The 24,871-nt window shown below is 75.1% G+C and carries 16 protein-coding genes; 11 read left to right on the top strand and 5 right to left on the bottom strand.

The features are described 5' to 3' along the window. Window positions 1–126 precede the first annotated feature (126 nt). From ACIGG8_RS18865 to ACIGG8_RS18885, 5 genes are all read left to right on the top strand, one after another. Entirely contained in the window at window positions 127–1,758 is a 1,632-nt protein-coding gene (locus ACIGG8_RS18865) for a succinic semialdehyde dehydrogenase (protein WP_396549226.1), read from the top strand. A 59-nt stretch (window positions 1,759–1,817) separates the two neighbouring features. Further along, on the top strand, window positions 1,818–3,680 hold the full coding sequence (locus ACIGG8_RS18870; RefSeq protein WP_396549228.1) for a GMC oxidoreductase: 1,863 nt from the start codon (window positions 1,818–1,820) through the stop codon (window positions 3,678–3,680). Window positions 3,681–4,079: 399 nt separating this feature from the next. Then, entirely contained in the window at window positions 4,080–5,774 is a 1,695-nt protein-coding gene (locus ACIGG8_RS18875; RefSeq protein WP_396549230.1) for a hypothetical protein, read from the top strand. A 1,044-nt stretch (window positions 5,775–6,818) separates the two neighbouring features. Then, window positions 6,819–8,414 (top strand): glutamine-hydrolyzing GMP synthase, encoded by a 1,596-nt coding sequence (gene guaA / locus ACIGG8_RS18880; protein ID WP_396549232.1) that lies wholly within the window; start codon window positions 6,819–6,821, stop codon window positions 8,412–8,414. 217 nt (window positions 8,415–8,631) lie between these two features. Continuing rightward, window positions 8,632–9,648, top strand: coding sequence for a ubiquinol-cytochrome c reductase iron-sulfur subunit (locus ACIGG8_RS18885; RefSeq protein ID WP_396549234.1), 1,017 nt, complete (start codon window positions 8,632–8,634; stop codon window positions 9,646–9,648). Between the two features lie 58 nt (window positions 9,649–9,706). Here the strand turns inward: ACIGG8_RS18885 and ACIGG8_RS18890 are convergent, their stop codons facing one another. Next, window positions 9,707–9,916 carry a hypothetical protein gene (locus ACIGG8_RS18890; RefSeq protein WP_350519954.1) on the bottom strand — a complete coding sequence of 70 codons (210 nt, stop codon included), beginning with the start codon at window positions 9,914–9,916 and terminating at the stop codon, window positions 9,707–9,709. After that, window positions 9,913–11,364, bottom strand: a complete 1,452-nt coding sequence (locus tag ACIGG8_RS18895; RefSeq protein ID WP_396549236.1) for a PspC domain-containing protein — start codon at window positions 11,362–11,364, stop codon at window positions 9,913–9,915. The genes ACIGG8_RS18890 and ACIGG8_RS18895 overlap by 4 nt, the downstream gene beginning before the upstream one ends. Before the next feature lie 134 nt (window positions 11,365–11,498). Between ACIGG8_RS18895 and ACIGG8_RS18900 the strand changes: the two genes are divergently transcribed. The 3 genes from ACIGG8_RS18900 to pcrA all read left to right on the top strand — a co-directional run bounded on the left by ACIGG8_RS18900 (window position 11,499) and on the right by pcrA (window position 16,438). Next, on the top strand, window positions 11,499–12,956 hold the full coding sequence (locus ACIGG8_RS18900; RefSeq protein ID WP_396549237.1) for a PspC domain-containing protein: 1,458 nt from the start codon (window positions 11,499–11,501) through the stop codon (window positions 12,954–12,956). Then, window positions 12,949–13,650 (top strand): response regulator transcription factor, encoded by a 702-nt coding sequence (locus ACIGG8_RS18905; RefSeq protein ID WP_350519956.1) that lies wholly within the window; start codon window positions 12,949–12,951, stop codon window positions 13,648–13,650. Before ACIGG8_RS18900 ends, ACIGG8_RS18905 begins: the two co-directional genes overlap by 8 nt. Before the next feature lie 97 nt (window positions 13,651–13,747). Beyond that, window positions 13,748–16,438, top strand: coding sequence for a DNA helicase PcrA (pcrA, locus tag ACIGG8_RS18910; protein WP_396549239.1), 2,691 nt, complete (start codon window positions 13,748–13,750; stop codon window positions 16,436–16,438). Between the two features lie 47 nt (window positions 16,439–16,485). Here pcrA and ACIGG8_RS18915 read toward each other — a convergent pair whose 3' ends face one another. Further along, a complete protein-coding gene (locus tag ACIGG8_RS18915; RefSeq protein WP_396549241.1) occupies window positions 16,486–17,292 on the bottom strand; it encodes a M23 family metallopeptidase in 807 nt (268 codons plus the stop codon). 324 nt (window positions 17,293–17,616) lie between these two features. Between ACIGG8_RS18915 and ACIGG8_RS18920 the strand changes: the two genes are divergently transcribed. Next, window positions 17,617–18,021, top strand: a complete 405-nt coding sequence (locus ACIGG8_RS18920; RefSeq protein WP_189916109.1) for a cobalamin B12-binding domain-containing protein — start codon at window positions 17,617–17,619, stop codon at window positions 18,019–18,021. Window positions 18,022–18,139: 118 nt separating this feature from the next. On the opposite strand, the gene ACIGG8_RS18925 is transcribed toward ACIGG8_RS18920, so the two are convergent. Further along, window positions 18,140–19,741 carry a DUF5691 domain-containing protein gene (locus ACIGG8_RS18925; RefSeq protein WP_396549243.1) on the bottom strand — a complete coding sequence of 534 codons (1,602 nt, stop codon included), beginning with the start codon at window positions 19,739–19,741 and terminating at the stop codon, window positions 18,140–18,142. A gap of 11 nt (window positions 19,742–19,752) precedes the next feature. After that, window positions 19,753–21,066 carry an SWIM zinc finger family protein gene (locus ACIGG8_RS18930; RefSeq protein WP_396549245.1) on the bottom strand — a complete coding sequence of 438 codons (1,314 nt, stop codon included), beginning with the start codon at window positions 21,064–21,066 and terminating at the stop codon, window positions 19,753–19,755. A gap of 201 nt (window positions 21,067–21,267) precedes the next feature. On the opposite strand from ACIGG8_RS18930, the gene ACIGG8_RS18935 reads away from it, so the two are divergent. Beyond that, entirely contained in the window at window positions 21,268–22,350 is a 1,083-nt protein-coding gene (locus ACIGG8_RS18935) for an AAA family ATPase (protein ID WP_396549246.1), read from the top strand. A gap of 100 nt (window positions 22,351–22,450) precedes the next feature. Next, a complete protein-coding gene (locus ACIGG8_RS18940; protein WP_396549248.1) occupies window positions 22,451–24,865 on the top strand; it encodes a DUF5682 family protein in 2,415 nt (804 codons plus the stop codon). Window positions 24,866–24,871: the final 6 nt, after the last annotated feature.

The following is a 24,871-nucleotide window of genomic DNA, read 5'->3' on the forward strand; positions in this document are numbered from 1 at the left end:
CCGCCGGCCCGCCGACGAGCCGAGCGGGACGCGGTACGGGCGGAGCGCCCCGCTTTCGCCCGACTGCGGCAGATTCTTGTTACCGACGGGTACCGGACCGGCTCCCGAAGGCCTAGGCTGCGCCGTATGTCGGACCTCACAGCAGATGCAGTGACCACCGAGCACCCCGGCGCCGGCAACCCGGCGGCCCCCGGCGGCGGCCGGACGGTCGCGTCGGCCGTTCCGCCCTCCCTGGTCGACCGGCTGGCGGCCGGCGTCACCGCCGCCGGCGAGCCCGACCTCGTGGAGACCGTCGCCCCGCTGACCGGCGAGCGGCTGGCCGGCCTGCCGCAGTCCACCCCCGCCGACGTCGAGGTCGCCTTCCAGCTGGCCCGTCGCGCCCAGTCGGCCTGGGCCGCGCTGCCGGTGCGCCGCCGCGCCGCCGTCCTGCTGCGCTTCCACGACCTGCTGCTCAAGCGGCAGGACGAGGTCCTGGACCTGATCCAGGCGGAGACCGGCAAGGCCCGGCTGCACGCCTTCGAGGAGGTGATGGCCGTCGCCATGGCCGCCCGGCACTACGGGCGGGCCGCGCACGCCTACCTCAGGGACAAGCGGCGCGGCGGCGCCCTGCCGGTGCTCACCCACACGGTCGAGGCCCGCCGTCCCAAGGGCGTGGTCGGCCACATCTCGCCCTGGAACTACCCGCTGGAGCTGTCCGTCGGCGACGCGCTGCCCGCCTTCGTGGCCGGCAACGCGGTGGTCAACAAGCCCGACACCCAGACCGCGCTGACCGCGCTGTGGGCCCGCGAACTGCTGGTCGAGGCCGGGCTGCCGGCCGACCTGTGGCAGATCGTGATCGGCGACGGCCCGGTGATCGGCCCGGCCGTGGTGGAGCACGCCGACTACGTCTCCTTCACCGGCTCCACCCGCACCGGCCGGGACGTCGCCCGGCGCGCCGCCGAGCGGCTGGTCGGCGCCTCGCTCGAACTCGGCGGCAAGAACGCCATGCTGGTGCTCTCCGACGCCGACCTCGACGCCGCCGCCGCGGGCGCCGTACGGGCCTGCTTCTCCTCCGCCGGGCAGCTGTGCATCTCGATCGAGCGGCTGCTGGTGCACCGCTCGGTGGCCGACGCCTTCCTGGAGCGCTTCGCCGCCCGCACCCGGGCGCTGCGCCTCGGCGGCGGCCTCGCGTACGGCGCGGACATGGGCTCGCTGGTCTCCGTCCGCCAGTTGGAGACCACCACCCGGCACGTGGAGGAGGCGGTGAAGGCGGGCGCCACCGTGCTGGCCGGCGGCCGTGCCCGACCGGACCTCGGCCCGTTCTTCCACGAGCCGACCATCCTCGACGGCGTCACCCCGGACATGACGGTCTGCGCCGAGGAGACCTTCGGCCCGGTCGTCTCCGTCTACCGCTTCGACACCGACGACGAGGCGGTGGCCGCCGCCAACTCCACGCCGTACGGCCTGAACTCCAGCGTCTGGACCAGGGACCTGCGCCGCGGCCGGGCGGTCGCGGCCCGGCTGCGCACCGGGACGGTCAACGTCAACGAGGCCTACGCGGCCGCGTACGGCTCGATCGCCTCCCCGATGGGCGGCATGGGCGACTCCGGGCTGGGCCGCCGGCACGGCGCCGAGGGCATCCTGCGCTTCACCGAGGCGCAGACCGTCGCGACCCAGCGGCTGCTGCCGATCGCGCCCTCGTTCGGCCTGGACGACAAGCAGTTCGCCGGGCTGATGACCGGCGGGCTGCGCGCGCTCAAGGCGCTGCGCTTCCGGTAGGCCCCGGTGGCACGCGGGCCCCGGCTCCGGGCGGGGCCCGGCTCGTGGTTCCCACACGCATGATCATCACGGTGAAGGAGCAGTGGCAGATGGTGGAGTCCGGTGGTGCGTCGGAGTTCGACTACGACGTGGTCGTGGTCGGGTCCGGCTTCGGAGGGTCGGTCGCGGCACTGCGGCTGACCGAGAAGGGCTACCGGGTCGCCGTCCTGGAGGCCGGACGGCGCTTCGACCGCGACGAACTGCCCAAGAACTCCTGGGACCTGCCGAACTACCTGTGGGCGCCGCAGCTCGGGCTGTACGGCATCCAGCGGATCCACCTGCTGGCCAACGTGCTGATCCTGGCCGGCGCCGGGGTCGGTGGCGGCTCGCTGAACTACGCCAACACCCTCTACGTGCCGCCGAAGGCCTTCTTCGAGGACCGCCAGTGGCGCCACATCACCGACTGGCAGGAGGAGCTGGCGCCGTTCTACGACCAGGCGCAGCGGATGCTCGGGGTCCGGCTCAACCCGACCGTCACCCCCTCCGACGTCCACCTCAAGGCGGCCGCCGAGCGGATGGGCGTCGCCGACACCTTCCACATGGCCCCGGTCGGGGTGTTCTTCGGCGACGGCAAGGACACTGGGGGCACCTCCCGGACGGAGTCTGGGGGAGGGACGTCCAAGGCGGCGCCCGGCGACGAGGTCCCCGACCCGTACTTCGGCGGCGCCGGCCCGGCCCGCAAGGCCTGCGTGGAGTGCGGCGAGTGCATGACCGGCTGCCGGCACGGCGCCAAGAACATGCTCACCGAGAACTACCTCTACCTGGCCGAACGGGGCGGCGCGGAGATCCACCCGCTGACCACGGTGGCCCGGATCCGGGAGATCGACGGGGACGACGGGGAGCGCGGCTTCGCCGTGGACGTGCGCCGCACCGACTCCCGCTCGAAGACGGACCGGGTCAAGGCGGGCGCGCGGACCATCACCGCCGCCCGGGTGGTCGTCGCGGCCGGCACCTACGGCACCCAGTCGCTGCTGCACCGGATGCGCGCCGCCGGGCACCTGCCCCGGATCTCGGCGCGGCTCGGCGAGCTGACCCGCACCAACTCCGAGGCCCTGGTGGGCGCGCAGACCACCGACCGGCGCTACGGCGCCAAGGCGGACTTCACCAAGGGCGTCGCGATCACCTCCTCGATCCACCCGGACGCCAACACCCACATCGAGCCGGTCCGCTACGGCAAGGGCTCCAACGCGATGGGCGCGCTGTCGATCGCCCAGGTCAAGGGCGGCGGACGGGCCCCGCGCTGGCTGCGCTACCTGGGCAACTCGGTGCTCCACCCGGTGACCTTCGCCCGCTCGATGGACCAGCGCGGCTGGTCCGAGAAGACGATCATCGGCCTGGTGATGCAGTCCCTGGACAACTCGATCACCGTCTCGCTGAAGAAGGGCCCGCTCGGCAAGGACCGGCTCACCTCCAGCCAGGGCCACGGCGCCCCCAACCCGACCTGGATCCCGGCCGCCGAGAAGGGCGCCCAGGCGCTGGCCGCCGAGATCAACGGCTTCGCGGGCAGCACCGTCGGCGAGATCTTCGACATCCCGATGACCGCGCACTTCCTCGGCGGCTGCCCGATCGGCGACGCCCCCGAGACCGGTGTCGTCGACCCGTACCACCGGCTGTACGGGCACCCCGGGATCAGCGTGGTGGACGGCGCGGCCGTCTCCGCCAACCTCGGCGTCAACCCCTCGCTCACCATCACCGCGCAGGCCGAGCGCGCCCTGTCGATGTGGCCGAACAAGGGCGAGGCGGACCGGCGCCCGGAGCAGCACGAGGCGTACCGGCGGGTCACCCCGGTGGCGCCGGTGCGGCCGGCCGTGCCGGAGGGCGCGTTCGGCGCGCTGCGGCTGCCGATGCTGCCCGTCCCGGAAGTCCCGAAGAAGCGCGACTGAAGCCGGTCCGTGCGCCCAATCCACCTGCCCCGGTGGTCGGTTGACATTCGTTTGGGTCCGATGGGATAAACGGGCTCCTTGGGGCAGCCCAGGGACTCGTCGAACGGGGGGAACCGGTCCATGGCCAACTGCGCAGCGTGCGGTGCGACTTCGGTGGAGGGGGCGTCGGCGTGCGGTTCGTGCGGGCGGCCGCTCGCGCCCCCGCCGCCGCCCCCACCCGCCGTCGGCCCGCCGCCCCCACCCGCCGTCGGCCCGCCGGCGGTGCCGCCGGCGGTGCCGCCGGCCGGGCCGCCCGGGTATCCGGCGGGGACCGTCCCGCCCCCGGTCCCGCCGCCGCCCCCGCCGCACGGGTACGGCCCCACCGCGGGCCCCGGCGTCCCGGCGCCCGCCCCGCCCGCGGTGGGCGGCTGGGGCGCCGGGACGCCGTACGCCCAGCCGGCGCCCGTCCACCGACTGCTGACCGGGCCCGACTGGCGCCCGGCGCTCAAGGCGGCCGTCGCACCGACGGTCGTGCTGCTGCTGGCCGCCCTGATCGCGGCCGTCCCGAGCGACTACCAGTACGAGTACCGCTTCCACTCGCCCGAGTTCGGCGACCGCTTCGGCGCGACGCTGGCGATGGCACTGAACGCGCTCGGCGCGCCGTTCAGGCTCGGCTACCAGAGCCCGCTGAGCCGGGGCCACGCCGACCGGATGGACATCGTCTTCCGGGTGGCGCCGATGACCGTCACCGTCCTGTGGTGCCTGGCGCTCTGGCTCGGCCTGCGGGCCGGGCTGCAGCAGCGCAAGGCGGTGGCCGGCCAGCTGACCCGGGGCCAGGCCGCGGGCGAGGCGCTGCGCACCGCCCTGGTCCTGGCCGGGGTGACCACGCTGCTCTGGGCGTTCGGCGGCACGACCTGGCAGCCCCAGGACACCTACGGCGTCCCCGACTACACCACCACCAGCGGCCGGGACCTGTCCCGGCCGGCGGTCACCGCGGAAGCCGGCTGGCTGGAGGCGGTCGGCTGGACCGTCCTGCTGGCCGGACTGCTGGCCTTCGTCGTCTACGGCACCGACGCGCTGCGCTGGGCCGCCTGGCGCAGCCGGGCGGTGCGCGGCTGGGCACTGGCCGCGCTGACCGCGGGCAGGGCCGTGGCGGTGTCGGTGGCGCTGTCCGCGGCGGCCGCCTTCGTCCTGGTCGCGGCGAACAGCACGAGCGGCGGGCAGATCGGGCTGTCGCTGGCCTTCCTGCCCAACCTCGGCCTCACCCTGCTCGGCTTCGGCTCGGGGGCGACGTTCCAGGCCCACAGCGGCGTGTCCGGCGGCGGGACGGGCTGGGGCGACCGCAGCGAGGACCTGAACATCTCCTTCTTCGACCTGCCCGACGAGGTGACCGCCGACTGGCGCTGGGCCGGTCTGCTGGCGCTGTTCGCGGCGGGAACGCTCGGCTGGACGGCCTACCGGCGGCAGCTGGACGCCGTCGACCGGCTGCGCCTGGCGGCGGTGCACGCCGCGGCGCTCACCCTGCTGATGGCGGTGGCCGGGGCGATGATGACCCGGACCTCGTCCGTGACGGGCCTGAGCACCACCGCCGGTGTGGCGGGCCAGGAGAACTCGGTCGGGCTGACCTTCCTCACCGTCCTGGCGGCCAACGCGGTCTGGGCGGTGGTCGGTGCGCTGCTGGTGCCGCCGCTGCTGACGGCGGTCCGGGGCGGGGGCGCCGCCAAGGACGCCGCGTACGCCGGGGCCCCGTACGGAGGTGTGTCCTACGGGGGTGTGCCGGACGGCGGCGCGCCGCAGGGTGCCGCCGCGCATCCGCAGCCGTACGCGCCCGTGCCGCCGGCGCCGCCGTACGGGCCGACGCCGTCGCACGGCGTTCCCGCACAGGGCGTTCCCGAGCAGGGCGCTCCCGCGCCGGTGGTCTCCGCTCCGGGCGTCCCGGCGCAGCCCGCCGCGCCGTCGGACGCGCCGCCCGCCCCCGCGGCCGGGGTGAGCGAGGTGCTGGGCTCGCACGAGGCGCCGCCCACTCCCGCGGGCGGGATCCCGGTCCCCGCCGACGTGCCGCAGCCCCGGGGCGAGGAGCCGGTCGACCCGACCGTCTGGCGCGAACACCCCTGAGCCGGGCGGAGCGCCCCCGGCTTCCGGAAGGAGCGGGGGCGCCGGGGCCGGACGGCACCGGGTGCGCGGGCGACCGGACGCGTCCGGAACGGGCAAAGGGCCCCGCGGGGGAACGGGGCCCTTTGTCGTTCAGCACTCGGCGTCAGGGCCGCGCCGGTGCTGGGGTGACGGCGCCGGGGGAGGAGCGCCGTCGTGTCGGTCGGCTTCGGATCGCGCCCCGCGGCTCCGGCGTGGGTGGCCGGTGGTGAAGGGCGCGCACGCTCGTGGAGCGGCGGGTGCGTGTCGGTTCACGCCGGCCCCTTGCTCACGGAGCGTGAAGTGCAAACCGCTGTCGCCTCGCTGCGCGGCGGCTGCGGAAGGTCGTCGGCGAGCCCCTCGGTGAGCCGTCAGGTCGCCGGGAGAACCGCCTACAACGAGCATCGTGCTGGACGAAGGGCTTGCTCTGCAACCGATTCGGCACAGTTCGACCCGGCTCATTTACCGGCGGGACGACCGTCGATGATCACGGTGCGTAGTGGTTCGGGTGGTTGCGGCGCACGCGGACGCGCGTAGCGGCGTGGGACGGACAGGGGGAGTGCGCCGGTTGCGCCCCGGATCGGGCCGGGGGTGCGACGGCCGGTCCCGGGCGTCCCCGGACTCCGGCCGTCCCACCTCTCGGCCCAGTCGCGGCCGGGTTCGCTGTCCCCTGCTGGCCGGCCGCGGCACCCGCGCACGGTCCCACGGAGCCGCGCACCCGGCGGGCCGGGCGGCGGCGCCACATGCGCCGGTGGACTGGGGTGGAGCTCCACGCGTGGTCCTGCAGCCGTACGGCGGTGCCCCCGCGGGGGTCGGTCGGCGCGTCTGGCGGACGCGGCGCGGCCGTGCGGTCGTCTGAAGCAACGAACCGGGGCCCCGTCCGGTCACGGTTCTTTGGACGGGCAGACGAGTGAAACCGGACAGCCCGGTAGAATCGGTGTCCAGACACCCCACGCCCGTCGCCACCGCAGCCCCGCAGGGGGAGGCGGCTCCGCGTGACACCCCGATACCGCTGCCGGAAGGCCGTCTGTGTCCTCTGCAATTCCCGTCCAGTCCGCGCCGGACAACGACACCGTCCTGGTGGTCGACTTCGGCGCCCAGTACGCCCAGCTCATCGCCCGTCGGGTGCGTGAGGCGCGGGTCTACAGCGAGATCGTGCCGAGCAGCATGCCCGTCGCCGAGATGCTCGCCAAGAACCCCAAGGCGATCATCCTCTCCGGCGGCCCGTCGTCGGTCTACGAAGAGGGCGCGCCGCAGCTCGACCGCGCGATCTTCGAGGCCGGTGTCCCGGTCTTCGGCATGTGCTACGGCTTCCAGCTGATGGCCAAGGTCCTGGGCGGCACCGTCGACAACAACGGTGCCCGCGAGTACGGTCGCACCCCGCTGACCGTCTCCCGCGCCGGCTCCACCCTGTTCGAGGGCGTCCCGGCGCAGCACTCGGTGTGGATGTCGCACGGCGACGCCTGCTCCGCCGCGCCGGAGGGCTTCACCGTCACCGCCTCCACCGACCTGGTCCCGGTCGCCGCGTTCGAGAACGACGAGGCCCGCCTGTACGGCGTCCAGTACCACCCCGAGGTGCTGCACTCCGACCACGGCCAGCAGATCCTGGAGCACTTCCTCTACCGCGGCGCGGGCATCGCTCCGACCTGGACCACCGGCAGCGTGGTCGAGGAGCAGATCGCCCTGATCCGTGAGCAGGTCGGCAACAAGCGCGCGATCTGCGGTCTGTCCGGCGGCGTGGACTCCGCGGTCGCGGCCGCCCTGGTCAACAAGGCCATCGGCGACCGGCTGACCTGCGTCTACGTCGACCACGGCCTGATGCGCAAGGGCGAGACCGAGCAGGTCGAGAAGGACTTCGTGGCCGCCACCGGCGTGCAGCTGAAGGTCGTCGACGCCGCCGAGCGCTTCCTGGACGCGCTGAAGGGGGTCACCGACCCCGAGGAGAAGCGCAAGATCATCGGCCGTGAGTTCATCCGGGTCTTCGAGCAGGCCCAGGCCGAGATCATCGCCGAGGCCGGCGAGCACGGCGAGTCGGTCGACTTCCTGGTCCAGGGCACCCTGTACCCGGACGTGGTGGAGTCCGGTGGCGGTACCGGCACCGCCAACATCAAGTCGCACCACAACGTCGGCGGCCTGCCCGAGGACCTGCAGTTCCAGCTGGTCGAGCCGCTGCGCAAGCTGTTCAAGGACGAGGTCCGGATGGTCGGCCAGGAGCTGGGCCTGCCGGAGGAGATCGTCCAGCGCCAGCCGTTCCCGGGCCCCGGCCTGGGCATCCGGATCGTCGGCGAGGTCACCGAGGAGCGCCTGGACCTGCTCCGCGACGCCGACGCGATCGCCCGCGAGGAGCTGACCGCGGCCGGTCTGGACCGCGAGATCTGGCAGTGCCCGGTCGTGCTGCTCGCCGACGTGCGCAGCGTGGGCGTGCAGGGCGACGGCCGCACCTACGGCCACCCGATCGTGCTGCGTCCGGTCTCCTCCGAGGACGCCATGACCGCGGACTGGTCGCGCCTGCCGTACGACGTGCTGGCCCGGATCTCCACCCGGATCACCAACGAGGTCCGCGACGTGAACCGCGTCGTCGTCGACGTCACCAGCAAGCCGCCGGGCACCATCGAGTGGGAGTGACCACTCCCACCGGCCGCTGAGGACCGTCGCCGACGGACTCCGGCCGGAGCCTGAACGGCCGCGCCGTCGTTCCCGTACTGAAGGGAGCGGCGGCGCGGCCGTTCGCGGTGCGGGACCGCTCCCCGTGGTGGGACCTCCCACCGAAAGCGGGCAGGAGCGGGCAGAATGCGGACCGGACCTGTCAGGGAGTGGCAGGCCGAGAGGGAAGGTGTGCGGGATGTCGGAGGCCAGCAAGCCGATGCCGGCCGGCGGGGCAGCGGCCGGTCGGACCGACCGGGCGGCGCAGCTGCGCGCGCTCGCGTCGAAGTACGCGCTGCTCCCGCTGCGGCTCTTCCTCGGCGTCACCTTCGTCTACGCCGCCCTCGACAAGCTCTCCGACGGGCACTTCCTGGCCGGGGCGGGCGACCCGGCCTCCTTCGTCTCGCAGACCCAGGCGGCCAAGGCGGGCGGCAGCCCGATCTCCTTCCTGCTCGGCCCGGCACTCCACCACTCGACGCTGTTCGCGCTCGCCGTCGCCTTCGGCGAGCTGGCGGTCGGGCTCGGCACCCTGCTCGGTCTCTGGGGCCGGGTCGCGGCGCTCGGCGGCGCGCTCCTCAACCTCAGCCTCTGGCTGACCGTCAGCTGGAGCGTCTCGCCGTACTACCTCGGCAACGACCTCGCCTACCTGATGGCCTGGACCCCGCTGGTGCTGGCCGGCACCCCGTACCTGTCGCTGGACGGCTACCTCGCCCGCCGGGCCGACCGGGACCGCGCGCGCGGGCTGGGCGAGGACCACGTCAAGCGCCGGGCGCTGGTGGACGGCGGGATCGCGGCCGTCGCGATCGGCGGCGCCGGGCTGCTCTCCGGCTCGCTGACCCGCACCTTCGGCCGGGACAAGGCAGCGCCCAAGCAGTCGGCGGCCCCGGTCTCCGCCGCCCCGGCGTCCGCGCCCACGGTGCCCGTCGCGAGCGTGCCGGTCGGCGGCTCGGCCCAGGTCAAGGACCCGGCCACCGGGGACGCCGTCTACATCGTGCAGCCCAAGGCGGGCCAGTACTGCGGCCTGTCCTCGGTGTGCACCCACTCCGGCTGCGCGGTGGACGCCCCGAAGGACGGCCGGCTCTACTGCCCCTGCCACGGCTCCCGGTTCGACGCCGCCACGGGTGCGGTGGTGAACGGGCCGGCGGTCAAGCCGCTGCCGAAGTACACCGTCACCAAGGACGGCGACAAGCTGACCCTGGGCCCGCAGCAGAGCTGAGGCCCGGGGCGGGGCCCGGGCGGGTCACTCCCCGCGGTCCGGGCGGCCGCGGGGCGGGTCACTCCTCGCGGTCGGGGCGGCCGCGCCGGGCCACCGCGGCGACCGCGCCGGCCAGACCGCCGACGCCGAGCACGATGAACGTGACGGGGATGACGATCCGCCCGTTCACCGACTGGTCGTTGAGCGCGGCGACCAGGTAGAGCACGGCGAGCACGGTGAACAGCCCACCCGCGATCAGCGAGAACAGGTCGAGCCGGTGCTTCCTCACTGCTGGACCACCTTGATGTCGCCGAGCCCGATTCCGAGTTCGAGGTTGAGCGTGCCCTTGGAGGCCTGGCCGTTGACCGGGCCGATCAGATAGGTGTGCCGTCCGGTGCTGTCGCTGCGGTCGCCCGGGACGTCGATGTCGCCGAGGCCCACCCGGGCGACCACGTTCACGGTCACGTCGGCCGGCACGGCGACGGTCATGTCGCCGGCGCCGAGGTCGACCTTGGTGGCGAGGGTGGCCCCGGCCGGGTCGAGTCCGGAGAGGTCCAGCCGGAGGGATCCGGCGCCGAGGTTGTAGCGGTCGTGCAGGTCGGACGTCGCGGTGACCGTCCACTCGCGCGGGCCGACGGCGTTCTTCATCGAGTCCGGCGAGTGGCCGACGAAGGCCAGCGCCAGGGTCAGCAGCAGGCCGGTCGCGGCCAGCTTGCGGGCCCGGCCGAACTTGGCGCCGACCAGCAGGGTCAGGCCGACCACCAGCAGCGCGGCGGCCAGCGCGGTCGTGCTCAGCGCGGTGGGGTCGTGGTGGTTCCGGGAGGACGCCCAGACCGCGGTGGCCGCGCCGATCGCCAGCAGGAAGCCGAAGAAGCCGAGCGCCGAGCCCTCCCGGGAGTGCCGCACGGCGGCGGCCTCGGCGCGGCGCTTCGGACCGGCCTTGCGCAGCGGGTCGCCCTCGGGCAGGTCGGCGCGCTGCCACCAGGGCTGGGCCGGGCCGCCGGCCGGCGGCACCGGGGTGCCGAACGGCGGGGTCGGGTTCGCGGAGGCGGCGCCGTACGGGTTGCGCTCGGGGTGGCGGGGGTCCCACAGGTAGCCGCTCGGGCCCGGGGGCGGGGCGTCGGTGGGGACCGTTCCGGCGGCCCGGTCGGCGGCGTGGTGGGCGCGCGCCGCCTCGTCGGACGCCGGCCGCGGCCAGACGTAGCCCTCGGCCCCGGCCCCGGCCGCCCCGGCCTCGGACTCGGGGAAGTCGCGGTCGTACGGGCCGCCCTGCCGGTGGCCGCGCCCCCGTCCGCGACGGCGGTCCGGGTCGTAGCGCACCGCGAGGAAGACCAGGCCGGCGAGCAGCAGCAGCGGGAACAGCTGGTCGCCGTCGCCCATCGAGGAGAAGAACACCCCGGTGCCGATCACGGTCAGCAGCACCGCGCCGACCGACTGGCCGTCCACCCGGCCGGTGAGCACCCGCTGGAGCTCGGTGCGCCCGCCGCGGCCCTTGGGGTCGTCGTCCGTCGGGACGATCAGCCACGCCAGGCCGTACAGGAACAGCCCGAGGCCGCCGGAGAGGCAGAGCACCACGGTGACCACGCGGAAGACCACCGGGTCGATGTCCAGGTGCCGGCCGAGGCCGCCGCAGACGCCGGCCACCACGCGGTGGTGCTCGGCCCTGGTCAGTGGCGGGCGTTCCGGTTCCGGCGGGGCGGCGGGCCCGGCCTCCTCGATGCGGGGGTCCTCGGTCATGGGCACCATCCTTCCGGCAGGTGCCGGTCCGGCCCAACCGGGAGCACCCCTGCACGTACCCTGACTTGTCCCTGATAAGGGCCAGGGACACACCCTGATGCGCCCGTACGGGCGTGCGTGGAACCATCGGTGGCGTGGCAGCCCCCGGTACCGATCCCCGAACCATCGCCCCCGACGCCGCGCCGTCGTCGGGCGCCGACCCCAACGCGCCCGACGGCGGGAAGCCGCCCTACCGCCGGCTCTACCGCAGCCCGCAGGGCCGCATGCTCGGCGGCGTCGCGCACGGCCTGGCCGTGCACCTCGGGCTGCCGGTGCGCTGGGTGCGGCTCGCCTTCGTCCTCCTGTTCTTCGCGCAGGGGATCGGCGCGCTGCTGTACGCCGCGTTCTGGTTCGTGGTGCCGATCGGCATCGGCGAGCCCTCGCAGCGCGGCGGCGCCCAGTGGGTGTACCTCAACGGGGTGTTCGTCCCGGCCGCGCCCGGGCTGCAGGGCGGCCTGCTGAGCAAGGGCCCCGCCGGCGGCCGGCTCGGGCGGCTGCGCCAGCTGCTCCAGCACACCCTCCAGGGCGAGCCGGTGACGGCGCCCGCGGAGGGCGAGGACGCGGCGCCGGCCGGCAAGAACGGGCAGGGCGGGCTCGGCCAGCTCGCCGCCCTGGTCATGGTCGTGATCGGCCTGATCGCCCTGCTCAACGTGCTCGGCGTGCAGACCGCCAAGCCGTACACCTGGCCGCTGCTGGCGATCGGCGTCGGCGTCGCGCTGGTCTGGCGGCAGGCCGACGACTCGCGCTGGCAGCGCTGGTTCGGCATCGAGGGCGAGCGCCGGCGCGGTGCCTACACCCGGGTCGGCGCGGGCGTGCTGCTCGCGGTGGCGGGCACCATCGCGCTGCTCGCCATGCAGGGCAGCGGCTCCACGCTCAGCTCGGTGATCGAGGCCTCGCTCGCGGTGCTCGCCGGGGTGCTGGTGCTGCTCGGCCCGTACGGCCTGCGGCTGTGGCAGGACCTCGGCGCCGAGCGCACCGCCCGCATCCGCGCCCAGGAGCGGGCCGAGATCGCCGCGCACATCCACGACTCCGTGCTGCACACCCTGACCCTGATCCAGCGCCGGGCCGAGGACCCCAAGGAGGTGCTGCGGCTGGCCCGCTCGCAGGAGCGCGAGCTGCGGCTGTGGCTGTACCGCCCGGAGGCCGCCGCCGAGGCCGCGCCGGACACCATGGCGGAGACCCTGCGCGCCGCCGTCGCCGAGGTCGAGGACCGGCACGGCGTCCCGGTCGAGCTGGTGATCGTCGGCGACTGCCCGATGGACGAGAGGATCGCGGCACAGATGCAGGCCGCGAGGGAGGCGACCGTCAACGCGGCCAAGTACGGTGGCGGGGGACCGGTCCAGGTCTACGCCGAGGTGGAGGGGAGGACGGTGTCGGTGTTCGTCCGCGACCACGGCCCCGGCTTCGACCCCGACACGGTGCCCGAGGACCGGATGGGCGTACGGGAGTCGATCATCGGCCGGATGAAGCGCAACGGCGGCACCGCTCGGGTGCGGCCGGCAGCGGGCGGCGGTACCGAGGTCGAGCTGGAGATGGAGAGAGCGAATGACTGAGGCAGCGCCGACGGGGGTCCCGGCGGAGGGGGCCGGGCGTACCGCGCGGGTCGTGCTGGTGGACGACCACCGGATGTTCCGGACGGGTGTCCGGGCCGAGATCGGCCGCACCGACGTGACCGGCATCGACGTGGTCGGCGAGGCCGACGACGTGGACTCCGCGGTCCGCGTGGTCGCCGAGACCCGGCCCGACGTGGTCCTGCTCGACGTCCACCTGCCCGGCGGCGGCGGTGTCGAGGTGCTGCGCCGCTCGGTCGGCGTGATGGGCGAGCAGGGAGGGGTGAAGTTCCTGGCGCTGTCGGTGTCGGACGCCGCCGAGGACGTCATCGGCGTCATCCGCGGCGGCGCGCGCGGCTACGTCACCAAGACCATCACCGGCACCGACCTGGTGAACGCGATCTTCCGGATCGCCGACGGCGACGCGGTGTTCTCGCCCCGGCTGGCCGGCTTCGTCCTGGACGCCTTCGCCGCCACCGACACCCCGCCGGTCGACGAGGACCTGGACCGCCTCACCCAGCGCGAGCGCGAGGTGCTGCGCCTGATCGCCCGCGGCTACGCCTACAAGGAGATCGCCAAGCAGCTCTTCATCTCGGTGAAGACCGTCGAGAGCCACGTCTCCGCCGTCCTGCGCAAGCTCCAGCTGAGCAACCGCCACGAGCTGACCCGCTGGGCCACCGCCCGCCGCCTGGTCTGAGCCGCGCCCGCAGTCGAGCCCGCCCGGCCGGTCCGCAGCGATGGAGCTGCTCCGGCCGGGCGGGCTTGTCGGTGGGTGGCCATAGACTCGGAGTGCCATGAGTAGCCTCTTTGACGACCTCCCGCTCCCCGGTTTCGAGGCACCCGCCGCCGGGTCGAAGCAGCCCGCCGCCCCCGCCGCCCCCGCCGCCCCCGTCGACGAGGAACCGCCGCCGTACGAGGACGAGGTCCCGTACGACGCGTACGAGGAGGCGATCCCGGACGGGCTGTTCCAGACCGACCACGCCGCGCAGGCGGAGCGGGACGCCTGGTACCGCAACGGCGCCGCCCGCACGATGATCGACCCGGCGCAGCTGCTGGAGGGGATGAACGACCCGCAGCGCGAGGCGGTGCTGCACGCGGGGTCGCCGCTGCTGATCGTGGCCGGCGCCGGCTCGGGCAAGACCCGGGTGCTGACCCACCGGATCGCCCACCTGCTGGGCGCCCGCGGGGTGCAGCCCGGGGAGATCCTGGCGATCACCTTCACCAACAAGGCCGCCGGGGAGATGCGCGAGCGCGTCGAGGCGCTGGTCGGCCCGCGCGCCCGGGCGATGTGGGTGTCCACCTTCCACAGCGCCTGCGTGCGGATCCTGCGCCGCGAGTCCAAGCAGCTGGGGTTCACCTCCAGCTTCTCGATCTACGACTCGGCCGACTCGCAGCGGCTGATGTCGCTGGTCTGCCGCGACCTCGACCTGGACCCGAAGCAGTACCCGCCGAAGTCCTTCACGGCGAAGATCAGCAACCTCAAGAACGAGCTGATCGACGAGGAGACCTTCGCCGACCAGGCCGCCAACCCGACGGAGAAGAAGCTCGCCGAGGCGTACGCGCTGTACCAGCGGCGGCTGCGCGAGGCCAACGCGCTGGACTTCGACGACATCATCATGACGACGGTGAACCTGCTGCAGGCCTTCCCCGACGTCGCCGAGCACTACCGGCGCCGGTTCCGGCACATCCTGGTCGACGAGTACCAGGACACCAACCACGCCCAGTACATGCTGGTCCGGGAGCTGAGCGGCGGGTCCGTCGCGGCCGCGCCGAAGCGCACCGCGGACGGGGACTTCGTGAACCCGGCCGCCGCGCACCTCGCCGAGGTGCCGCCGGCCGAGCTGTGCGTCGTCGGTGACGCGGACCAGTCGATCTACGCCTTCCGCGGCGCGACCATCCGCAACATCCTCCAGTTCGAGGAGGACTACCCGAACGCGACCACGATCCTGCTGGAGCAGAACTACCGCTCCACGCAGACCATCCTGAGCGCCGCCAACGCCGTCATCGAGCGCAACGCGAACCGCCGCGAGAAGAAGCTCTGGACGGCCGGCGACCACGGGGAGAAGGTCGTCGGCTACGTCGCGGACGACGAGCACGGCGAGGCCCAGTTCATCGCCGACGAGATCGACCGGCTCACCGACAAGGGCGAGGCCAAGCCCGGCGACGTCGCGATCTTCTACCGGACCAACGCCCAGTCCCGCGTCTTCGAGGAGGTGTTCATCCGGGTCGGCCTGCCGTACAAGGTGGTCGGCGGGGTGCGCTTCTACGAGCGCAAGGAGGTCCGGGACGTCCTGGCGTACCTGCGGGTGCTCTCCAACCCGGAGGACACCGTGCCGCTGCGCCGGATCCTCAACGTGCCCAAGCGCGGCATCGGCGAGCGGGCCGAGGCGATGATCGACGCGCTGGCCGCGCGGGAGCGGATCTCCTTCGCCCAGGCGCTGGTGCGGGTGGACGAGGCGTACGGGATGGCCGCGCGCTCCGCCAACGCCGTCAAGAAGTTCAACGTCCTGATGGCCGGGCTGCGCCAGGTGGTCGAGTCGGGCGCGGGCCCGGCGGCGGTGCTGGAGGCCGTCCTGGAGGAGACCGGCTACCTGGCCGAGCTGCAGTCCTCCACCGACCCGCAGGACGAGACCCGGGTCGAGAACCTGCAGGAGCTGGCGTCCGTCGCCCTGGAGTACGAGCAGGACCCGGGCGAGCGGCCGGACGCCGGGGAGGACGGCGCGCCGCCGGTCGGCTCGCTGGCCGACTTCCTGGAGCGGGTCGCGCTGGTCGCCGACTCCGACCAGCTCCCGGATGCGAAGCAGTACGGGACAGAAGGAGGAAGTCCGGACGAGGACGAGGAGGGGCAGGGCGTCATCACGATGATGACCCTGCACACCGCCAAGGGCCTGGAGTTCCCGGTGGTCTTCCTGACCGGCATGGAGGACGGCATCTTCCCGCACATGCGGGCGCTGAACCAGGTCAAGGAGCTGGAGGAGGAGCGCCGGCTCGCGTACGTCGGGCTGACCAGGGCGCGCGAGCGGCTGTACCTGACCCGCTCGGTGCTGCGCAGCGCCTGGGGGCAGCCGGCGTACAACCCGGCTTCGCGGTTCCTGGAGGAGATCCCGGAGACGCTGGTGGAGTGGAAGCGCACCGGGGGGGTGCACGCGCCGGCCCAGCGCGGCTACTCCTCGGGCTCGTCCTGGGGCAAGTCCTCCTCCGGGGGCGGAAGTTCGCGTTCCTCCTCGGGGTCCTCGTCCTCCTCGTTCTCGGCCTCGGCCGCACCGAAGGCGGGCTGGGGGCAGTCCGCGCGGCGCGGCGGCAAGGTCGTCGAGCGCGACGTCGTCTCGCTGGCGGTCGGCGACCGCGTCACCCACGACAGCTTCGGGCTGGGCACGGTGGTGGCCGTGACGGGCGTGGGCGACCGGGCACAGGCCACCGTCGACTTCGGCACGGACGGGCGCAAGCAGCTGCTGCTGCGCTACGCGCCGGTCGAGAAGCTGTAGTCCGAGAAGCTGTGGTCCCGGCGGGAAGCCGTCGGGACGTCGCAGTCCTAGCGGGGGTCCAGGCCGTTGGCCAGGAACCACGGCAGCGGGTCGATCGGCCCGCTGCCGGCCGGCCGGATCTCGAAGTGCAGGTGCGGCCCGGTGCTGTTGCCGCTGCTGCCGACGAAGGCGATGACGTCGCCCTGCTTCACCGGCCCCTTGCGGATCTTGTAAGCGCGCAGGTGGCAGTACCAGGCCTCGGTGCCGTCGGACATCTTGAGTATCGACATGTAGCCGTAGAACGGGTTCCACTGGGTGCGGATGGTGCCGTCCGCGACGGCCATGACCTGGCTGCCGCCGTCCACCGGGAAGTCGATGCCGGTGTGGCGGTTGGCCCAGTGGGTGCCCGCCTCGCCGAACAGCTCGCCGAGGCCGTGCTGCGCGACCGGCATGACCACCTTGGGCTTGACCGGTTCGGGGGCCGGCTCGGGGGTGGGCTGCGCGTCCGGGGCCCCGGTGGGCTGGGCGCCTGCCAGAGGCTGGCGGGCGTCGCCGCGCGAGGCCTGGGCCCGGTCGCCGGTCGCGACGGCCTGGGCGGCCGCCGCCCCGGCGGCCGCGTGGCCGGGGGCGTCGTCCGCCGACGCCTGCACCGGCATCCGTCCGGCGGCCTGGGCGCGCTGCTGGTCGGCCTGCCCCTGCACCGTGATCGCCGCCGCGGCCGCGACCCCGAGCGCGGCCACCGACGGCAGCGCGACCCGCAGCAGTGCCGTCCGGGTGGCCGCCTTGGCGGCGCCGCGGCGCTGGGCGCGGGACTGCTCGCGGGCGGCGAGGCGCAGCTCCGCGCGGGTCGGACGGGCGGCTGCTTCGGGAGCCATCGGGGGCTGCCTCCTCGGTGGGCCTCGGTCACGGCGTCGGTCGAGGTCGAACAGCCGTGACTGTAGCCGGAAGGCCGACGCTCCGGAAAAACCCCGTGTTGTCAAGGGGGCGCCCGGGGGGTCTGTGGGGAGGTCGGGGGTGAGAAGGGTATACCCACTGGTAGCAAGGCCCGGAGCTGTGACTTTGCCCTCCTCTTGGGAGGGGGCTCGGTCAACCGGGTCGGGTGGCGCTAACCTCCCCTCAGGTTGGTTATTGACCGTTAACCGCACCCGTGGCCCACGAGGCCCGGTGGGGTGATGGACGACGAGGTCCAGGAGGCAGTGATGAGTGTGTCGGGGCCGATCCGTGTGGTGGTCGCCAAGCCGGGGCTCGACGGTCACGACCGTGGCGCCAAGGTCATTGCGCGCGCCCTGCGCGACGCCGGTATGGAGGTCATCTACACCGGGCTGCACCAGACGCCCGAGCAGGTCGTCGACACCGCGATCCAGGAGGACGCGGACGGCATCGGGCTGTCGATCCTCTCGGGCGCCCACATGACGCTGTGTGCGCGGGTCCTGGAGCTGCTGAAGGAGCGCGACGCGGCGGACATCAAGGTCTTCTGCGGGGGGATCATCCCGGACGAGGACATCGCCGAGCTCAAGGCGATGGGCGTCGCGGACATCTTCACGCCGGGCACGCCCACCCGGGACGTGGTCGCCTGGGTCGAGGCCAACCTTCGGGCGAGCTGAGCTTCGGGCGAACCGGGCTCCGGACGAGCCGGTCGTCGGTACGGCGGAGCGGGCCTGCCCCCCGGGGGCAGGCCCGCTCCGCCGTCTCCGCTTCCGCCGTCGGTCGGGCCGTCCGGCGTCAGCCCGCCAGCTCCGCGAGCATCGCGGCCCGGAACCGCAGGGTGCCCGCCAGCCGGGCGAAGGTCTCGGCCCAGGCGGAGTCCGGGGCGGCACCGGCGGCCAACTCCTCCACCGCGTCGGCCGTCTCGGGCGCGAGCGCGCGTTCCGTCATCCCGAGCACCCCGCTGTGGCTCCACGGGTACGCGCCGGAGGCGGCGGCCCGGGCCAGGGCGTCCACCACCGCGGTGGACAGCGGCGGCGTCCACGGGGTGGCGCAGGCACCGAGCAGCTGGAAGGCCTCGCCCAGCCCGTGCACCTCGATGAAGGCGGCCGTCCAGGCGGCCCGCTCCTCGGGCGGCAGGACGGCCAGCAGCTTGGCCGGGGCGCCGGTGGCGCGCGGGGAACGGGCCCGGCCGGCGCCCCGGGTGGGCGGGACCGGCGCCGGGCCGAGCAGCGCCCGGGCCCAGGCGGCGTCGTGCTGACGGACGGCGGCGCGCGCCCAGGCCTCCCGCAGGTCGTCGGCCCAGCTGCTGTCGGTCTCGTCCATGCTGTCGCCGACCCGCAGGGCGAGCAGCTGCTCGGGCGTCAGCCCGGTGCTCTCCGGCCAGAGCGCGAGCGGCGCCGCGGCCACCACCTCGCCGAACCACCAGGCCCGTTCGCCGCGCCCGGTGGGGGACTTGGGCGTGATGCCGTCGCGTTGCATCTGCGCGTCGCACTCGGCGGGCGGGGTGACCAGCAGGTGGGTGCCCGTCCCGGCGAGGCGTACGGCGGCCCGCGCCCGGCCGGCCATCCGGCCCGCCAGGGCGGAGCCGGGCAGGGTGGAGAGCAGTTCGGCGGCCGTGGCGCGGACGTTCTTGCTGCGGTCGCCGAGGGCGGCCTCCAGGAACGGCTCGTCGGCGGGGGACAGGCCGTCCTGGAGGGCGTCCAGGAAGAGCAGGCGGTCCTCGGCGCGCTCGGTGGACCAGGTGCTGCGCAGCAGTTCCAGGCCGGCCGCCGGGTCGTGGCGGCGCAGCAGCGTGAGGTGGGTGACGCGCTCGGCGAACAGGCCCTCGTGCCACAGCTGGTGGTCGGCCGGGTCGTCCTGCTCCCGGGCCGGCTCCTGGGCGGTGGTGCGCAGCACGAACCGCCAGTCGGGGTTCCGCCCGGCCAGCCAGCGGCCCAGCGGACCGGCCAACGCGACGGCGTCGGAGCGCAGTTCGCTGCGTGCGCGGGCGGCGTCGAGCAGGCCGGGCACCAGTGCGGCGGGCGGCCGCAGGCCCCGGGCGCGGGCGGTGGCGAGCCACTGCGGCAGCAACTCGGTGAGGTTGGCCAGGGTGCCGCCGCCCCCGCCGCCGGTGCGGCCGGCCAGCAGCACCGCCAGCCGGCGGGCGGCCGGTTCGGGCAGCTCCGGGCGGGTGTCCCCGGGCGCGGGCGGGCCGGGCGCTTCGGCCGCCGGCACGGGCAGCGCGCCCGCCCGGCGGCGGACGGTGGCGAGGGCGGCCAGCTCCAGCAGGGCGGTGGCCTGGTCGGCGGTGTCCACGGCGTCGGCGAGCGGCAGGACGGTGGCCGGGAGCGGGCGGCGGTCGGTGCCGAGCAGGGCGCTGGTGCGCAGGGTCTCCCACGGGTCCTGGGTGATCGTCATTCTCGGTGCTCCTAGGGGTTGGTGAGGCCGACCGGCCGGTGCCCGACGGGCCAGGCGGTGACCGGTGCGAAGCCCTGGTGGCCGTACTCGCCGAAGACCGTCAGCGGGCGGCCGGTGGAGACCGCGGCCAGCCGCCACAGCGCCGCCTCCGGGACGGCCGGGGCGTGGACGGGCACGGTGTGCCGGCCGTCCGTCAGGTACCAGCCGTCCGGGGTGCGGACCGGGACGACGTCGCCGAGGACGGTCGGCCAGGCCTCCAGCCACGGGTCGTCGGCGACGGCGGTGCCGTAGCCGGCCGTCGCCTCGGCGACGGTGAGCCCGGCGGGCGGGTCGGCCGGGCCGGCCTCGGGCGCGCCGTAGCGGGTGCCGAGGGCGGCGCGCAGCGGGCGGGCGCCGGGATGGTAGGCGAGGTCGGCCTCCAGCAGGTGACCGGTGGGCAGGGCGAGGTCGGGGGCCTGGCCGGGGCGGCCGAAGGCCAGCAGCAGGGCCGGACGGCCGGTCTTGGCGCCGCGCAGCCAGACCCGGCGGGTGGTGAGCCGGTCGTCGGAGCCCCCCTCCATCGGCACCGTGCGGCTGCCGAGCACCAGCCAGCGGTCGCGGACGGTCGGGCCGGCCAGCACCTCGGCGGCGTCCAGGGTGTAGCCGACCCGGGCGCGGACGGTCGCGGCCAGCTCGGCGGGCAGTTCGTCGACCCGGGTGGCGGCGGTGGCGAGCAGGTGGAGCATCGCGTACTCCTCCAGCAGCCGTTCCTGCGGCACGGTGTCGAGTTCGCGGACCCGGGCGGCCAGGCCGGGGGCCTGCGCGTCGACCATCCGGGCGGCGACCTCCTCCCACGGGCCGGCGGTGGACCGGTCGGCCAGGCCGTGCCGGATCCGGTCGGCCAGGCGCAGCCGCAGCTCGGCCGCGCCGGCCGCGACCCGGGCGCCGCGCTTCTCGGCCCGGCGGCGGGCGGCCTCCGGGTCGACCGGGGCCGTCGCGCGCTTCTCGGCGCGCTCCCGGCGGGACGTGAGCCAGTCGGCTGCCCAGTCGGCGGGTTCGGCGGCCGGGACGGCCCCGGGGGAGCCGCTCCACAGCAGGAGGAGCCCGAGCGCGTGCTTGCACGGGAACTTCCGGCTGGGGCAGCTGCACTGGTAGGCGGGCGTGGCGAGTTCGATCACGGTGCGGTACGGCGTGCGGCCGCTGCCCCTGCACTCGCCCCAGACCGCGGTGCCGTCGGTGCCGGCGCCGGACCACGGCGCGGGCGAGGAGAGCTTGCCCGCCGCCTTCTGCGACGCGGCGTCAGGCGCCAGGGACAGGACGTGTTCGGTGCTCCAGCGTTCCTCCATGCGACCGACCGTAGGCGGCGGCACTGACAGCGGCTGACTGCCCGTCCGCGGGCCTCCACCCGGGCCTCCCGCGGGCCGCCGGGCGTTGTCAGTGGGTCGGTGCAGGGTGGTTCCCACAGGCCGGGACGCCGACCTGGCTCCCCCCGATCATCCCGCCGCCGTGGCACCCGTGCACCCGGCGGCCGACCCGAAGGAGCCCCCATGACCGACGTTCTGCGGCAGCACGCCGAGGACGCCTTCGCCGGCGAACTGGCCGCCCTGGCCGCGCAGGACGACCGTCCGCGCCCCGAGCGCTGGAAGCTGTCGCCATGGGCCGTGGCGACGTACCTGCTCGGCGGCGAACTGCCGGACGGCACCCGGATCACCCCCAAGTACATCGGCCCGCGCCGCGTCGTCGAGGTCGCCGTGACGACCCTGGCGACGGACCGCGCGCTGCTGCTGCTCGGCGTGCCCGGCACCGCGAAGACCTGGGTGTCCGAGCACCTGGCCGCCGCGATCAGCGGCGACTCCACGATGCTGGTGCAGGGCACCGCGGGCACCCCCGAGGAGGCCGTCCGGTACGGCTGGAACTACGCCCGGCTGCTGACCCGCGGCCCCGGCCCGGACGCCCTGGTGCCCTCGCCGCTGATGCGGGCGATGGCCGACGGCAGGATCGCCCGGGTCGAGGAGCTGACCCGCATCCCGGCCGACGTCCAGGACGCCCTGATCACCATCCTGTCCGAGAAGACGCTCCCGGTACCGGAGTTGGGCACCGAGACGCAGGCGGTGCGCGGCTTCAACGTGATCGCCACCGCGAACGACCGCGACCGCGGGGTCAACGAGCTCTCCAGCGCGCTGCGCCGCCGCTTCAACACCGTGGTGCTGCCGCTGCCGGGCTCGCTGGAGGAGGAGGTCGACATCGTCACCCGCCGGGTCCACCAGCTCGGCCGCTCCCTGGAGCTGCCCGAACTGCCCGGCGGCGCCGAGGAGATCAGGCGCGTGGTGACCGTCTTCCGGGAGCTGCGGGCCGGCATCACGGTAGACGGCCGGACGAAGGTCAAGACCCCGAGCGGCACCCTCTCCACCGCCGAGGCGATCTCGGTGGTCACCAACGGCGTGGCCCTGGCCACCCACTTCGGCGACGGCGTGCTGCGCGCCGGGGACGTGGCGGCCGGCATCCTCGGCGCCGTCGTCCGCGACCCGGTGGCGGACCAGGCGGTCTGGCGCGAGTACGTCGAAGGGGTGGTGCGCGAGCGCGACGGCTGGAAGGACTTCTACCGGGCCGCCCGCGAGGTGACGGCGTGAACGGGCGACGGGAGTGCTCCCGGCCCGGGGGCGGGGGAGAGCGGACCGTCGGGCGGTGCCGGCTGCGCGGAGCGCCCGCCGAGGGCAGCGGGGTGGCGGCATGAGCGCCGCCGAGGTGGCCCTGCTCGGCGTCCGTCACCACGGCCCCGGCTCCGCCCGGGCGGTGGCCGCCGCGCTGACGCAGTGGCAGCCGGACGCGGTGCTGATCGAGGGCCCGCCGGAGGCCGACGGCATCGTCCACCTGGCCGCCGAGAAGGACCTGGTGCCGCCGGTCGCGCTGCTCGCGCACGCGGTGGACGACCCGGCGAAGGCCGCCTTCTGGCCGTACGCCGAGTTCTCCCCGGAGTGGGTGGCGATCCGGCACGCCGTCGAGCACGACCTGCCGGTGCACTTCATCGACCTGCCCGCCGGGTACGGCTTCGCGGCCGCTCCCGAGGACGCGGCCGAATGCGGCGAAGGGCCCGATCCCGGGGACGCGCCCGGTACCGACGACGCCGACGGGCTGCCCGCCGACCCGGTGGCGCTGCTCGCCGAGGCGGCCGGGCACGACGACCCGGAGCGCTGGTGGGAGGACGTGGTCGAGCACCGCACGCCCGGCGCCGACGCGCTGGCCCCGTTCGCCGCCGTCGCCGAGGCGATGGGCGCGCTGCGCGCCGAAGGGCTCTTCGAGTCCCGCCGGGACCTGGTGCGCGAGGCGTACATGCGCGGACGGATCCGCGCCGCCCGCCGCGCCGGGCACCGGCGGATCGCCGTGGTCTGCGGGGCCTTCCACGTCCCCGCGCTGGCGGCCATGCCCACCGTCGCGCACGACCGGGCACTGCTCGCCGGGCTGCCGAAGAAGGTGCGCACGGACATCACCTGGGTGCCGTGGACGCACCGCAGGCTCTCCCAGTCGACCGGGTACGGCGCGGGCGTGCAGTCGCCCGGCTGGTACCACCACCTGTTCACCACCGACGGCGACCCGGTGCCGCGCTGGCTCACCCGGGCCGCCGACCTGCTGCGCGCCGAGGACCACCCGGTCTCCTCCGCCCACGTCATCGAGGCGGTCCGGCTCGCCGAGACCCTGGCCGTGCTGCGCGGCCGCCCGCTCGCCGGGCTGACCGAGACCCTGGACGCCGTCCGCGCGGTGCTCTGCGAGGGCTCGGACGTCGCCCTGGAGCTGGTCCGGGACCGCCTGGTGGTCGGCGACGCGCTCGGCGAGGTGCCGGACGCCGCACCGGCGGTGCCGCTGCAGCGCGACCTGGCCCGGCTGCAGCGCTCGCTGCGGCTCAAGCCCGAGGCCGCACCGAAGGACATCGACCTCGACCTGCGCAAGGAGACCGACGCGGCCCGCTCCCGACTGCTGCACCGGCTGCGGCTGCTGGGCGTGGACTGGGGCGTGCCGGCCCGTTCCCCGGTCAACTCGACCGGGACGTTCCGGGAGAGCTGGCGGCTGTGCTGGCAGCCGGAGTTCGCGGTCCGGATCGCCGAGGCCGCCCAGTGGGGCACCACGGTCGAGGGCGCGGCGACCGGCAAGGCGGTCGGCACCGCCCGCGCCGCCGTCGAACTCGCCGAGCTGACCGGCCTGGTGGAGACCTGCCTGCTGGCCGGGCTGTCCGACGCGCTGCCCGCCGTGATGCAGGCGCTCGCCGACTGCGCGGCCCTGGACACCGACGTCGCCCACCTGGCGGGCGCGCTGCCCGCACTGGTCCGCGCGCTGCGCTACGGCGACGTGCGCGGCACCGACCACGGCGCGCTCGCCGGGGCGGCTGCCGGCCTGGCCGAGCGGGTCTGCGTCGGCCTGCCGCCCGCGTGCGTCGGGCTTGACGCCGAGAACGCGGCGGCGATGCGCGGCCGCCTCGACGAGGTGCACGGCGCGATCGGCCTGCTGACCTCCGCCGGGCTCCGGGGCAGCTCCGCCGCACCGGAGCCGGTCGACGCCGACGCCCCGGACACCCCTGCCGGTTCCAGTGCCCCGGGCGCTCCCGACGGTCCGGTCGGCTTGGCCGACCGCTGGGCCGCCGCCCTGCGCTCGCTGGCCGCCCGCGAGCCGTCCGGCGGCCCGGCGACCGGCGCCCCCGGCCTGCTCCGCGGCCGGGCCGTCCGGCTGCTGCTGGACGACGGCCGGCTCGGCTCCGAGGAGGCCGGCCGCCGCCTGCGGCTGGTCCTGTCCGTCGCGAACGCCCCGGTGGACGCGGCCGGCTGGGTCGAGGGCTTCCTGGCCGGCGGCGGCGCCCTGCTGCTGCACGACCCCCGGCTGCTCGCCCTGCTGGACGAGTGGCTGACCGGGGTGAGCGGTGCGGCCTTCACCGACGTCCTGCCGCTGCTGCGCCGTACCTTCGCCGGGCTGGAGGCGGGCGTGCGGACGACCATCGGCGGCCGGGTCGCGGCCGGCCCGCTCGGCGAACCACCGGCGGACCCTGCCCCGGCGGGCGAGCTGGACCGGGCCCGCGCCGACGCCGCCGTCCCGGTGGTGGCGCTGCTGCTCGGCGTCCGCCCGAGGATCCCCCGGCAGGCCACCGGCCGTGACACCTGACCCGCC

It is taken from the genome of Kitasatospora sp. NPDC085464 (genome assembly GCF_044541955.1).
Classification (GTDB): domain Bacteria; phylum Actinomycetota; class Actinomycetes; order Streptomycetales; family Streptomycetaceae; genus Kitasatospora.

Coding starts and splice junctions, on each gene's coding strand:
- ACIGG8_RS18865 (WP_396549226.1), top strand. CDS start 127: ATGTCGGACCTCACAGCAGATGCAGTGACCACCGAGCACCCCGGCGCC.
- ACIGG8_RS18870 (WP_396549228.1), top strand. CDS start 1,818: ATGATCATCACGGTGAAGGAGCAGTGGCAGATGGTGGAGTCCGGTGGT.
- ACIGG8_RS18885 (WP_396549234.1), top strand. CDS start 8,632: ATGTCGGAGGCCAGCAAGCCGATGCCGGCCGGCGGGGCAGCGGCCGGT.
- ACIGG8_RS18895 (WP_396549236.1), bottom strand. CDS start 11,364: ATGACCGAGGACCCCCGCATCGAGGAGGCCGGGCCCGCCGCCCCGCCG.
- ACIGG8_RS18905 (WP_350519956.1), top strand. CDS start 12,949: ATGACTGAGGCAGCGCCGACGGGGGTCCCGGCGGAGGGGGCCGGGCGT.
- pcrA (WP_396549239.1), top strand. CDS start 13,748: ATGAGTAGCCTCTTTGACGACCTCCCGCTCCCCGGTTTCGAGGCACCC.
- ACIGG8_RS18915 (WP_396549241.1), bottom strand. CDS start 17,292: ATGGCTCCCGAAGCAGCCGCCCGTCCGACCCGCGCGGAGCTGCGCCTC.
- ACIGG8_RS18920 (WP_189916109.1), top strand. CDS start 17,617: ATGAGTGTGTCGGGGCCGATCCGTGTGGTGGTCGCCAAGCCGGGGCTC.
- ACIGG8_RS18925 (WP_396549243.1), bottom strand. CDS start 19,741: ATGACGATCACCCAGGACCCGTGGGAGACCCTGCGCACCAGCGCCCTG.
- ACIGG8_RS18930 (WP_396549245.1), bottom strand. CDS start 21,066: ATGGAGGAACGCTGGAGCACCGAACACGTCCTGTCCCTGGCGCCTGAC.
- ACIGG8_RS18935 (WP_396549246.1), top strand. CDS start 21,268: ATGACCGACGTTCTGCGGCAGCACGCCGAGGACGCCTTCGCCGGCGAA.
- ACIGG8_RS18940 (WP_396549248.1), top strand. CDS start 22,451: ATGAGCGCCGCCGAGGTGGCCCTGCTCGGCGTCCGTCACCACGGCCCC.